The sequence below is a fragment of the Acinetobacter sp. AOR14_HL genome, assembly GCF_027855175.1.
Taxonomy (GTDB): Bacteria; Pseudomonadota; Gammaproteobacteria; order Pseudomonadales; family Moraxellaceae; genus Acinetobacter; species Acinetobacter calcoaceticus.
In genome coordinates this window covers 21,912-34,546 of record NZ_JAKTII010000006.1, presented here as the reverse complement: position 1 = coordinate 34,546, position 12,635 = coordinate 21,912, and the positions used below count along the sequence as shown (strand labels likewise).

The window sequence follows — 12,635 nt, the reverse complement described above, 5'->3', positions numbered from 1 at the left end:
TAGAATAATGGCGTCCCTACGGGGATTCGAACCCCGGTTACCGCCGTGAAAGGGCGATGTCCTAGGCCTCTAGACGATAGGGACGTTGAGGATGGCGGTATCTTAAGAAGCCGCCACCAAACTGTCAAGTAGGTAAGGAGACAGTTTGTTCAAAATATAGCAAAACAGTTCAGCAGTTTTCTGAGTATCGTATAAAGCAGAGTGTGCTTCTTTACCATCGAACTCAATTCCAGCTTGAATACAGGCTTTAGCAAGGACAGTTTGTCCAAACATAACAGCACTTAAAGTAACCGTATCCATGACTGAAAAGCTATGAAAAGGGTTCTGGTTTTTTGTGCTTGTACGTGCAATTGCCGCTTGAACAAAGCCAAGATCAAAATGGGCATTGTGACCGACCAGCACGGCATGCGTACAATGTTGCTGCTTACGAACGTCATTTACTGATTTAAAAATACGGCGTAATGCAGTCCGTTCATCTTCAGCCATTGCCATACGCATTGGATTGAATGGATCAATACCAATAAAATCTAGCGAACGACGGTCGAGGTTAGCCCCTTCGAACGGGTTGATGTGTGCATGAAATGCCGGACCAGGGACAAATTGTCCCTGAGCATCATACACAATTGGAATGCACGCAATTTCTAGCAATGCATCTGTCTGGGCATTAAAACCTGCCGTTTCAACGTCAACAACAACAGGTAAGAAGCCACGAAAACGTTGGCCAATGACCGGGACAGAGGTTTCTTGTGTCACACTTTTCTCCATTGCAGCGTTTTCCCGGCATGCAGCGGGATAATTTTTTGATCATCTAAATAATCAAAAGATTCTGGTACAAGATTATCTTCTTTTACCAAAGTAATAGTAGAAGTATTACGTGGTAGACCGTAGAAGTCTGCGCCAAAATGGCTTGCAAAGCCTTCTAGGCGTTCTAATTTACCCACTTGGTCAAATGCTTGTGCATAAAGCTCAATTGCATTTGGTGCACTATAACAGCCCGCACAGCCACACGCATTTTCTTTTGCATCTTGCGAGTGCGGCGCACTGTCTGTACCTAAGAAAAATTTAGGGTTACCACTCGTTGCAACTTCAAGCAAAGTTGTTTGATGTGTTTGGCGCTTTAAAATTGGCAAACAGTAAAAATGCGGTTTAATGCCACCGACCAACATATCATTACGGTTAAATAATAAATGCTGAGGCGTGATTGTTGCAGCAACATTACGGTCATGTTCTAAAACAAAATGAGCCGCATCGCTTGTTGTAATGTGCTCAAGTACCACTTTAAGTTTTGGAAACTGTTTTAAAAGCGGGTTGAGTACTTCATCAAGGAAACGTTTTTCACGGTCAAAAATATCGACGTGGTTATGAGTTACTTCACCATGAAGTAATAACGGAACTTGATGCTCTTCTAATTGCTCAATAACTGCATAGACTTTACGAATGTCACTTACACCGTTATCAGAGTTGGTGGTCGCGCCAGCTGGGTAAAGTTTAATTGCATTTACATGTCCAGATTCTTTAATTTTACGAACTTCGTCTGGTGAAGTGAAGTCAGTAAAATAAAGCACCATACGTGGGTCAAAATTGAGACCCTCTGGAACATGAGCAAGAATACGTTCACGGTAAGCTAATGCTTCTTCCACAGTTTTTACTGGCGGAACAAGGTTTGGCATACAGATCGCGCGAGCAAACTGTTTAGCCAAATCAGGTACGGTACGTTTTAATGCTAAACCATCACGTAAATGTGCATGCCAATCATCTGGCTGGAGCAGGGTAATAGAGTCCAAGGCAGTTCAAACTTCGAAATAAAACAAATGATAATCGATAAAGTGTGAAAATGGTAACGAGAATTACGGACAAATGGCAAAATAAAGCGCAAGAGGCGTTAAAAAATAATGTTATATTTTGTTAATGTGTAAGAGGCAGGAAACGGGTAGTGGTAAATAGGGGAAATGTACATGAATTACTCAAAGCAAAAGAAGAAATAGAATATCTGGTAACTTTACATACCCATCGTTATGCCAATACACCTTTGCCTCATCAATTAGAAAAAAAATTCTGGTGCTTAAATCTTGAGCGAACAAAACAAAATATCTCAAAATTTTTAGCAAGTGGTATCCTAACCTACCTTATTTTTATTTTGCTAGTGCTACCCACAGACTATTTGGTGATAGGTGTACCTTACATAACTTGGGATTTTATTTTCTGCATATTAAGTGCAATTAATATTGCTGGTGCGCTACTGTTATTTTGGGTTTTTGCCAAGTTTAAGAAACTCTCTGAATATTTTTATATTGCTGCGTGCGGGATTGTATTTTTTACCATTATTGTCAATGCAATGTTGCTTCTTAGTGTAGGAAATATCGCTCTTAAAAATCAGTCGATGTTACTACTTTCTTTTTTATATATGCTCGGCTTTATCTTGAGCGGTATAAAGCCTTTGCATATGCTTTATGTCGGTCTGATCGCAGCAATTTGTGTTTTTTCTCTATTGATTTTATTGCAAGCAAATTGTGACTATATCGCTTTGGGAAGGGCGCTGTTTGGTAGCTGTATTTTAGGTTTTTCAATTAGCACGATGCTCACGTCTAGAGAAAGAAGCCTTTTTTTAAATAATCAGCTTGCTGAGCTTAACGAACAGATTTTACGTATTGAGGCATCTGAGTTGCTTCATTTAAGTCAGCAAGATGCGCTCACTAAAATTTCTAATCGACGTACTTTCGATGAGATGTTCGACTTTTTTTACTATCGGGCAAAGCAAGAACAACGTCCTTTGGCAGTTTTATTTATCGATATCGATTTTTTTAAAAACTATAACGATTGTTATGGACACCAGATGGGAGACAAGGTCATCTCATCTATTGCCTCTGCAATTAAAAATTCGATTCGTCATGTTGATTTTGTTGCCCGTTATGGCGGAGAGGAGTTTGTCGTTCTTTTGCCAAAAACACCGGCTCAAGGTGCATATGCGGTGGCTGCCAATATTTATAAAGCGATTGAGCGTCAAGCGATTCCTCATGCGGCGTCGTTGGTTTCTAAGCATGTGACCATTAGTTTAGGTTTTACTGTTTACACAGAAGGCTTAAGAGTAACTCAGGAAAATTTAATTCATGCTGCCGATCAAGCTTTATATCGGGCTAAGGAGCTTGGACGTAACCAGATTTATTATCAGCCTTTACAAGTCGCCGAAATTGCCTGAATGAATTTTAAAAAATAAAAAGGCCACCTTAATAGGTGGCCTTTTTATGAGCTAAGAAAATTATTTTTTCTTACTGTCTAATTGAGGAATAGCAGAACCTTGACCGATTGAAAGTAAACCAGCATCTGTATAGATACCAAGTTTTGCACGTGTATCGGTAATGTCGAGGTTACGCATAGTCAACTGACCAATACGGTCCATAGGCGAGAACATTGAATCGCCTTTTTCCATTGTTAAACGTTCAGCTTCGTACGTTAAGTTCGGAGATTCAGTGTTCATGATGGTGTAGTCATTACCACGACGAAGTTCAAGCGTAACTTCACCTGTAACTGCTTTAGCAACCCAACGCTGTGCAGTTTCACGCAACATAAGCGCTTGAGAGTCGAACCAACGACCTTGGTAAAGTAAACGACCTAAACGTAAACCATTAATGCGGTATTGTTCGATTGTATCTTCGTTGTGAATACCAGTAACCAAACGCTCATAAGCAATATGAAGAAGGGCCATACCCGGTGCTTCATAGATACCACGAGATTTCGCTTCGATAATACGGTTTTCGATTTGGTCAGACATACCTAGACCATGACGACCACCAATACGGTTTGCTTCAAGAATAAGCTCAACCGGATTGTCAAAATTTTGACCGTTCAATGCAACAGGTACACCTTCTTCAAAGCGGACAGTCACTTCTTCTGGTTTGATTTCAACTTCATCTTTCCAGAAAGCAACGCCCATAATTGGGTCAACGATTTTGATACCAGCATTTAAGTATTCAAGATCTTTTGCTTCGTGAGTTGCACCCAACATGTTTGAGTCAGTTGAATACGCTTTTTCTTTTGACATTTTATAGTCAAAGCCGTTGTCGATCAGGAACTGTGACATTTCAGCACGGCCACCGAGTTCATCGATGAAGTTTTGATCTAACCAAGGCTTATAAATTTTAAGATTCGGGTTGGTCAACAAACCATAACGATAGAAACGTTCAATATCGTTACCTTTATAAGTTGAACCGTCACCCCAGATGTTTACGTCATCTTCTTTCATTGCAGTAACTAACATTGTGCCTGTTACTGCACGACCCAATGGAGTCGTATTGAAATAAGGAACACCACCTGTACTGATATGGAATGCACCACACTGAATTGCAGCAATACCTTCGAGCGCAAGTTGTAAGCGGCAGTCAATTAAGCGAGCTTTTACAGCGCCGTATTGTTCTGCTTTCTTTGGAATTGCATCGTAGTCATCTTCATCAGGCTGGCCTAAGTTTGCAGTGTATGCATAAGGCTCTGCGCCTTTTTGTTTCATCCACAATAGAGCAGCTGAAGTGTCTAGGCCTCCGGAGAAGGCAATCCCAACTTTTTTGCCTACTGGTACATGCTGCAAGATAGTTGCATTATCAGTCATTGCTAATCCTAACATTTATAAAAAAGACCCCGTATAGGTGGTCTCGAGAATTCTGAATGGCGGCTATTGTAGCACTATTCATGGTGCTTTTTTTGGCAAAAAAAGCATTAATTCACTTGTTCTGATTTGAAGTTTTAATTTCATAAAAAATCTAAGCGTATTTATAGAATGGGAAGGGGGAATGAAGTATTGTTATTCCAAATAAGAAAATACTTTTAATGACTTAAAAAGAAAATAGGATAAATATGAAGAAAAATTTTGGCTTATCGCGTGCACATTATGTTGTGGCTGCGATCACCGCGCTCGACGTGATTTATATGATTTACCATTATATGGCAATCAGTGGCTCAACCTCTACTTATTTATTCGGTGGAGTTACTGGAAAAGCGGTTGTGATTGGGCTTCATCTATATGCTGCTAAAAGAGTTTTAGATGGCTCAAAAAATTCTAGATATATTTCACTTTTCTTAACGGTATTTTTACTTTTTGCATTCCCAATTGGAACTATTCTTGGTGTGATTATGCTGTGCTTATTATATAAATGGGAAAAAGAGCCAGATTTCCTTAGTGTCATTAAATAAAAGTAATAGGAGTGGTTTTGATGGATTGACCATAAGCTCCGATAAATTTCTTTACTGGGTCATCCAAAATTACTAAAAAAGTATTAAAGTACTATGCAACAAGTTGCAAAAAACTATTGGGACGCAGCATGACAAGTTACGCCAATCTATTAAAACCATTACATTTAGGCTTTACCACTATTAAAAACCGTGTGGTGATGGGATCCATGCATACGGGCTTAGAAGACCGTTTCTATAATTACCCTAAACTGGCTGCTTATTTTGAAGAGCGTGCCAAAGGTGGGGTTGGCCTGATTGTGACAGGTGGTATTTCACCGAACCGTCAAGGGTGGTTAGCACCTGCTGGCGGAACCATGAACAGTCTATTTGATGTTCCTCAGCACCGTCTGGTAACTCATGCTGTTCATAAACATGGCTCTAAAATCTTAATGCAAATCTTGCATGCGGGCAGATATGGTTACCAACCGTTTGTTGTGTCTTCAACAGCCATTAAATCTCCAATTTCGCCATTTAAACCACGCCAGCTTTCTGAAAAAAATATTATCAGCACAATTGACGATTATGCACAGTGCGCTGACATTGCCAAAAAAGCAGGTTATGACGGTGTCGAAATTATGGGCTCGGAAGGTTATTTAATTAACCAGTTTTTAAGTAGCCACGTGAACCAGCGTACTGACCGTTGGGGCGGTGACATTGAAAACCGAATGCGTTTTCCGGTCGAGATTGTTAAAGCGATTCGTGCCAAAGTCGGCGAGAAATTTATTATTTGTTTCCGCTTGTCTTTACTCGATTTAGTTCATGACGGTAACACCATGCAAGAAGTCGTGATTGTTGCCAAAGCTCTAGAAAAGGCAGGCGTAACGTTATTAAATACGGGCATTGGCTGGCATGAAGCACGGGTACCGACGATTGTAACGTCTGTGCCTCGAGCTGCTTTTGTCGATTACACGGCTCATGTAAAACAGCATATTTCTATTCCGATTATTGCGTCAAACCGTATTAACATGCCTGAAACTGCCGAAGAGATTTTGGCAACTGGCAAAGCAGATATGGTTCAAATGGCACGTCCTTTATTGGCTGATGCATTTTGGGTAAATAAAACTGCGACTAACCGTGTTGATGAAATTAATACCTGTATTGCTTGTAACCAAGCCTGTTTAGACCATGCTTTTAAAAATAAGCGCGTGTCTTGTTTAGTGAACCCACGAGCAGGTCATGAAACTGAACTGGTTTATTTAAAAACCAAGCAGCCTAAACGTATTGCTGTTGTCGGTGGCGGGGTTGCGGGTATGTCAGCAGCAACCGTTGCGGCGAGCCGTGGTCATGCGGTCACTTTATTTGAAGCGACTTCAGATGTGGGTGGTCAGTTTAACTTTGCCAAAGTGGTGCCGGGTAAAGAAGAGTTTCACGAAACGATTCGCTACTTTAAAGTCCAACTCGAAAAAACTGGGGTGGATGTACGTTTAAATACTCGCGTGAACCGTGAGCAGCTTGAACGTGAAGGTTTTGATGAAGTGATTGTTGCAACAGGCGTAATCCCTCGTGCATTAAAAATTGAAGGAAGCAATGCACCACAAGTTCTTTCCTATGCTCAGGTTTTAAAAGGTGCAGAAGTTGGGCAAAAAGTTGCAGTGATTGGTGCGGGTGGTATTGGTTTTGATGTATCGGAATTCTTACTTAAACCTCCACATCAACCACAGCCTCAACCTTTAGCCGAGTGGCAACGTGAATGGGGCGTAGACCCAGATCCTAACTATATTTCTGAAGGTGGTATGCAGCCACCAGTAGTTGAACTTCCTGTTCGCCAGATTTATTTATTGCAACGTAAGACGACACCTCTAGGTATTGGCCTTGGTAAGACTTCAGGTTGGGTACATCGCGCACAGCTTAAAAAGCATGGCGTGCGTATGCTCCGTGGTGTGCAATATAAAGCGGTCACTGATGAAGGGCTTTGGATTGAGCACAATGGTCAAGACCAGCTTTTACGTGTCGATACGATTGTGGTGTGTGCGGGTCAAGAGTCAGTAAAAGACCTGATGCCAAAAGAAGGTGAGTCGACTTTAGCGAACTACTACATTATTGGTGGTGCAAAGCTCGCAGCAGAGCTAGATGCGAAGCGTGCGATCAAAGAAGGAGCAGAATTAGCTGCTCGATTGTAATATTTGATGAAACAATATGCACTTGAACACAAAGCGATGATATTTTTCTTGAATAAAATGAATAAGCTTTGTATTCTTACGCACATGGAAGCGTGGCAGAGCGGTTTAATGCACCGGTCTTGAAAACCGACGAGGGTGTGAGTCCTCCGTGAGTTCGAATCTCACCGCTTCCGCCAAATTCGAAAAGCCCTTGTTATTACAAGGGCTTTTTTTTGTCTGCTATTTTACCCCTCATCCCACCCCACATTAAAACTTGGATTAGAATAGCCAAAATAAGAACAATTCAGATGGCTTTGGATAATCAATAAATTGAGTTTAAGTTGTTTCTTACCAAACAAACTATCCTGTAGATGTACTGAGTACTTTATTCTTGATGCAGTTTTTACTATTAATAAACATTATGATCTTTTTTGTTGGGATCATATTGATCTGCGTACTTTGATATAGTTGTGACATTAGAAGTTGACTACGCTGACATCGTAATAAGAAAAAATATAATAATTATTGACCTAGGTGCTCTGGTTCAAGCTGAAAGATTTTATTGGCAACAGCATGTGATGGCACACTAGCCACCACGGCGCAATTTACCTCAATTCGTGTGGTGTGTAACAACACCTTGGCGATTGCCTTAAGTGGGCAGAATAGCAGTGCTGGTGTAGTGAAAGTTCCACACAGTACCAAGTTCGATGCCGAGAAAATTAAACAGCAACTCGGTATTCCGGTTCGTACATGGGATGAACACATGTATGAAATGAAACAACTCAGCCAGCGTAAAGTGACCCAACAGGAAGCAGCAGCTTATCTCGATGCTGTGTTCAATAACACGAACCTGAGTATTGCTGAACAGGATGGAAGTATCATTCAGTTCTACCGCAATGTAGCTAAACCGAAACAGATCAACTCATCCAGAGCCGATAGTAAAACTGAACCCAATGGACGTGCCATGTCTAAGGTCATGACCATGTTTAACGGGCATGGACGTGGGGCTGAGTTAGCATCAGCCAAAGATACTGCTTATGGCTTGTTATGCAGTATTACCGAGTTTGTCGATCACGAGAGACGTGCGATTTCAACAGATCACCGGATGAATTCGGCATGGTTTGGGGCAGGAGCCAACCTTAAACAACGTGGGTTAGAACAGGCATTAAGAATTATTGCTTAATTTAGTTTAAATTAAGCTTCTCACATTAGCCTAAAGACTTTCTCTTAAAAGAAATAACTTTTTGCCACATCTTAGGATGTGGCTTTTTATGCCCTAAATTTAGCTTCTTACAATTTTGGATATACAGGCCTAGTTCTTATGAGTAAGGATCTGAAGTCTAAAATATATTAAAAACCCACCTTTACAATCTCATTTACTTAACCTAAATCAAGAAATTTTGTGGGTTGGGACGAAGGTCAAACAAGACCCATAATTGTTGAGGAGTTATATACAACTGATTTGATCTATAGCAATATCAACAAAAAATGATTTGACTGTTATATATGGTGCCGATTTGCAGTAATAATTGTTGAAATATCCGTACTCATCATATCGCCGTCATCGGATATAAGTGTATTTATTTGGTGAGATTTCATGAAATGAATAAAAATGGCATCATATGGATCTAATGTTGAGGTACTCATAAAATTATGTGCCGCCTTAGTAGTTGCTAAATTTAAGTTTAGTTCAAGACACTCACTTGATACGCTGCAAATAACATTCCAAGCACTATTAATTTCCCTTAAAACTTTTTCTCTACATTCTTCTATTTCTCTAAAGTCTTTGCGAGAGAAGGTAGTCTTATCTACCTTATTTTTTAAAACATATTGTGTATATTCTGTACGTTCAATTAGATTGGCAAGCTCAGTATAGATGAGAGGAGATGTGAAAATTTTAGCGCCTACATTAAGAATTTTCTCTATAAAAGCAGGATATTCTTTGAGTTGATAAACACTAGGTCCACGACCAATAAACTTCTTATTAGATCCACAGTAGGTAAACCAAAACCAAACATTCGTATCTATAAAGTAGACATCATCTTTAGTGGGGGTTACTTTTTTTATATTAAAAATTTGACTCATTACCTCTTAACTCTTTCTGTAATAATTTATAGCATTAAAAATAACAAGATTTAGTAGCTCGTTACCAACCTCATCTAAATTAATAAAATCAAGTTGCTTTTGAAGTTCCTCAATTTCCATATCTTTAAGAAGATAGCCTATTGCTGTATTAAAAAATGGAGAAGCAAAAAGACTAACACCTGAAAAGTCAAGTGTAACCTTATGATCTGCTTTCATATTTTTTTTCAATAAGAGGTAGATTTTGTCGCCACTTTGCATCGAGATTGCATTCTTGCCAATCACGTCAAAGACTTTTATGGTTGTATTCATATTTGATCCTAAAAGAAATTATGAGGTTTTTTTTCAGAAGCAAAAGCATAGAATCTATCATCACAGTTTATTGTGATACTAACTAATGTACCTGAGATAGGAAATTTGTTAGTAGTAATTGTAAATGAACCATCTTTATTTACATATGCCATAACATCATTACTAAAAATTTGAAGTTGCCCTTTATTAATTTTAACAAATTCAACTAACAATGCTAAGCCAAGACCTCTCGCAATTGGGTCTTTAGAGTCAGTATTTGTTGAATTACCTAAAGTCAAAGCCCATTCCATAGCTTTAATTTTATCAGTTATGTTTGAATGCTTCATGACATTTTTGACAATACCTATTCCAAAGTCTAGTACACTAAGATGAAGTTTTCTTTCGCTTTTATCATATTCACTACAACTATATACACCAAGTTTTTTATGTTCTTGTCCTTTAACGCCGTGACCATAAGCGTTCATAAAAATTTCCATGATTTTGCTTATTATTTGTCCTTTTAATTTATTACTTAACTTTAACTTGTCATTAGATAGCCAATCGTATTCTAAATATTCAGTAAGTGCATTAACGTCTAATACACTTGTATGTTCTCGATAGCCGATATATCGCTCTGTATTGTTGTGTGAAATAGATTCAATATTTTTATTGAAATAGTTGAAGAAATTATAACTAGTTAAATTTTCAATAAGTAGTTGAGACATAGAGTTTTTCTTAAAATCTATCCCTACCCAAGAAATATTTTTTTTAAAAACTTCTTTTTTTAATACATTTTGATTCTCAATATAATTTATTACACCTCCCAATATTACAATACCATTATGAGATAACTTTGAACATTTAGTAAAATCGAATAAAAATTCATTGATAGAATCTTCTTGTATGGTGTTAACCAATTTCAATGTTAACTGAAAACCTGCCGAATCACTACGTATAGCTGGAATGTTAATTATTTTCTTTTGTGATGAAGTTATTAAAAAGACACTTTTCAATAAGATTAATATATAAAAGAAACAGTTTTCAGCTAAATTTTTGAATTTTATTAACATATTTTTTGATTTTTCAGAAGGCGAACTAGTTTTAAAGAGGGAATAGGATTAAATAATTATATATAAAAATTAATTAAATAGTATATTTTTTATCGATTTAAGTTGTTTTTTATTAAGTTTTTATAGTCTAAAATGAGTTGCGCAAAACGATCAAATAATTAAATAAAAGCTAAAGCTCTTCTTCGATTTCCAGATAAGCGTGGAAGAGGGGGTGAATAGTTATTAAAACACATAAAGGTTGTTTTTCAAAAGATTGATAGTTTTTAAATAATTGGCTGATGGATAAATTGAAGAAAGATCGAGGCAGTTTACGACTTTCCAGCGGTGTGTTGTTGGTAATATATTCAGACGAGTAATCCGATTGATTCAATGTTTGTTACTATTCACTTGAGAACACATCAATGGCGTAATACTGATAATGAGAAACGGTACTTTCGATAATTTTGAAATCAGCCCAAAGTGCAGAAAAGAAATTTAGACAGAACAGAGAATTCGATAAATTTGAAACTGGTTATAGAAAACGTTAAATTTATTGACTGACTCAGACAACCTACAAATAAGATTGCCGCTTAAAGAGATCATACACCAGATTTAATATTAATCTTTAAAAATAATTAAAAATTTCGATAAATAGTATATTAATATTTTAATAAGAGGGAGAAACCCCTCTTATTAAGCTTTATCTACTAAATATTGATTAGGCATAAATACTATTTATTATCTACAATCTCAATAAAGTTTTGTTGAGCAAGATAATATAAGGTTTCTTCAATTTTACTTTTATCCATAAGTTTAAATTCATCTAAAATTTTTTGTATAGGAAGAATTTTATGATTGATAATAAAATCTTTTAATTTTAAAAGTTCATTTTTAAAACTTATTTTTCCATCACTAGTTATAAGATATTCATCATGGAAATCTACTCTAAAAGTATTAAATCTAATTAACTTATTTTTAGGTATCCAATTTGTATTTTCGTTACCTAAGGTTTCAATATTTAATCTGGATTCAAGTCTCTGATTGGTAAAGAATTCCTCCATAAACTGTTTATATTTTTCTTCATTAATTATTGAGTCTCGAATATGTTCAGAAAGTTTTTCAAGTTCTTCTTTATCAAACTCATAATTTTCTAGAGCAACTCTTGCAGAATAATTTTCTGGTAAGTTCTTAAAAATCCATGTTACGAAATCTATAGCAAAAGCAGGAAATGTACCAATTGCTAGATGTACAGTTGGTTCGCCTAAAGGGCTCGGATTATGCCACCAACCTCTAGGAATGTATAATATATCTCCTTCTTCTAGAGTAACGTCCATAAATATTTCTTCTGGACATGGATAATCTTGTTCGAAATCTTTACTTTGCTGCATATATAAAGGTAACTCTAAAGATGGTTTATAAATTATCCATCTTTTTCTCCCCATTAATTGAACAGCAAAAACATCCCGTGAATCCCAATGTGCTCTATAAGAATCTTTATTCCCAAAAGCAATATAAGCACTAGTAATGGTTTGTCTTCCTGTATATTGAGCTATTTCTTTTGCAAAATCATTGAATTTAGGTTCATCAAAAATATTATTTGCAACAATTGTCGCACCTTTTTTCAAAAAATCATAAAATTTGGATTTAATGATTTTTTTATGTAATACACCAATATTATAGTATGTTTGAATATATCTTTCTTTAGGTACATTGCCATCAGCGAAAGATACTCTGAAATCATTAGAAGATGCATCACATCTGTTAATAATCTCATTAATATCAGACCATGTAACATTGTTTTTTTTAACAGCTTGCTTGAATACAAATGGCTGTTTTTCTTGGTAATTTTCTCTAAAATGAGAGTATGGCATATTTAGATTGATAAGCATATTAA

General features: G+C 37.1%; 10 protein-coding genes, 2 tRNA genes and 1 pseudogene. 5 read left to right on the top strand and 8 right to left on the bottom strand.

Annotation, left to right across the window (positions count from 1 at the left end; all coding sequences use genetic code 11):
• Positions 1–8: 8 nt before the first annotated feature.
• From MKL38_RS07065 to pyrC, 3 genes are all read right to left on the bottom strand, one after another.
• A tRNA-Glu gene (locus tag MKL38_RS07065) sits at positions 9–84 on the bottom strand.
• An 18-nt stretch (positions 85–102) separates the two neighbouring features.
• Positions 103–765: a ribonuclease T gene (gene rnt, locus MKL38_RS07060; protein ID WP_004641888.1), complete on the bottom strand. Its 663-nt coding sequence runs from the start codon at positions 763–765 to the stop codon at positions 103–105.
• Positions 750–1,784 (bottom strand): dihydroorotase, encoded by a 1,035-nt coding sequence (gene pyrC / locus MKL38_RS07055; protein ID WP_003652801.1) that lies wholly within the window; start codon positions 1,782–1,784, stop codon positions 750–752. Before pyrC ends, rnt begins: the two co-directional genes overlap by 16 nt.
• 149 nt (positions 1,785–1,933) lie before the next feature.
• Between pyrC and MKL38_RS07050 the strand changes: the two genes are divergently transcribed.
• A complete protein-coding gene (locus tag MKL38_RS07050; RefSeq protein WP_270902906.1) occupies positions 1,934–3,196 on the top strand; it encodes a GGDEF domain-containing protein in 1,263 nt (420 codons plus the stop codon).
• A gap of 60 nt (positions 3,197–3,256) precedes the next feature.
• Here the strand turns inward: MKL38_RS07050 and argG are convergent, their stop codons facing one another.
• Entirely contained in the window at positions 3,257–4,615 is a 1,359-nt protein-coding gene (argG, locus tag MKL38_RS07045) for an argininosuccinate synthase (protein WP_270902905.1), read from the bottom strand.
• A gap of 230 nt (positions 4,616–4,845) precedes the next feature.
• Between argG and MKL38_RS07040 the strand changes: the two genes are divergently transcribed.
• The 4 genes and pseudogenes from MKL38_RS07040 to MKL38_RS07025 form a co-directional block, all read left to right on the top strand.
• On the top strand, positions 4,846–5,181 hold the full coding sequence (locus MKL38_RS07040) for a hypothetical protein (RefSeq protein WP_005042104.1): 336 nt from the start codon (positions 4,846–4,848) through the stop codon (positions 5,179–5,181).
• Between the two features lie 128 nt (positions 5,182–5,309).
• A complete protein-coding gene (locus tag MKL38_RS07035) occupies positions 5,310–7,340 on the top strand; it encodes an NADPH-dependent 2,4-dienoyl-CoA reductase (RefSeq protein WP_270902904.1) in 2,031 nt (676 codons plus the stop codon).
• 86 nt (positions 7,341–7,426) lie between these two features.
• Positions 7,427–7,516, top strand: a tRNA-Ser gene (locus MKL38_RS07030).
• 359 nt (positions 7,517–7,875) lie between these two features.
• Positions 7,876–8,502: pseudogene (locus tag MKL38_RS07025) on the top strand (DUF932 domain-containing protein); the annotation flags it as partial.
• Positions 8,503–8,819: 317 nt separating this feature from the next.
• On the opposite strand, the gene MKL38_RS07020 reads toward MKL38_RS07025, so the two are convergent.
• The 4 genes from MKL38_RS07020 to MKL38_RS07005 all read right to left on the bottom strand — a co-directional run bounded on the left by MKL38_RS07020 (position 8,820) and on the right by MKL38_RS07005 (position 12,630).
• On the bottom strand, positions 8,820–9,404 hold the full coding sequence (locus tag MKL38_RS07020; protein ID WP_270902903.1) for a type II toxin-antitoxin system VapC family toxin: 585 nt from the start codon (positions 9,402–9,404) through the stop codon (positions 8,820–8,822).
• Between the two features lie 6 nt (positions 9,405–9,410).
• On the bottom strand, positions 9,411–9,713 hold the full coding sequence (locus MKL38_RS07015) for an STAS-like domain-containing protein (protein WP_033847041.1): 303 nt from the start codon (positions 9,711–9,713) through the stop codon (positions 9,411–9,413).
• 8 nt (positions 9,714–9,721) lie between these two features.
• Complete coding sequence (locus tag MKL38_RS07010; protein ID WP_270902902.1) at positions 9,722–10,762, bottom strand: hypothetical protein; 1,041 nt, start codon at positions 10,760–10,762, stop codon at positions 9,722–9,724.
• Between the two features lie 710 nt (positions 10,763–11,472).
• Positions 11,473–12,630: a JmjC domain-containing protein gene (locus MKL38_RS07005; protein WP_270902901.1), complete on the bottom strand. Its 1,158-nt coding sequence runs from the start codon at positions 12,628–12,630 to the stop codon at positions 11,473–11,475.
• Between the last annotated feature and the right edge of the window lie 5 nt (positions 12,631–12,635).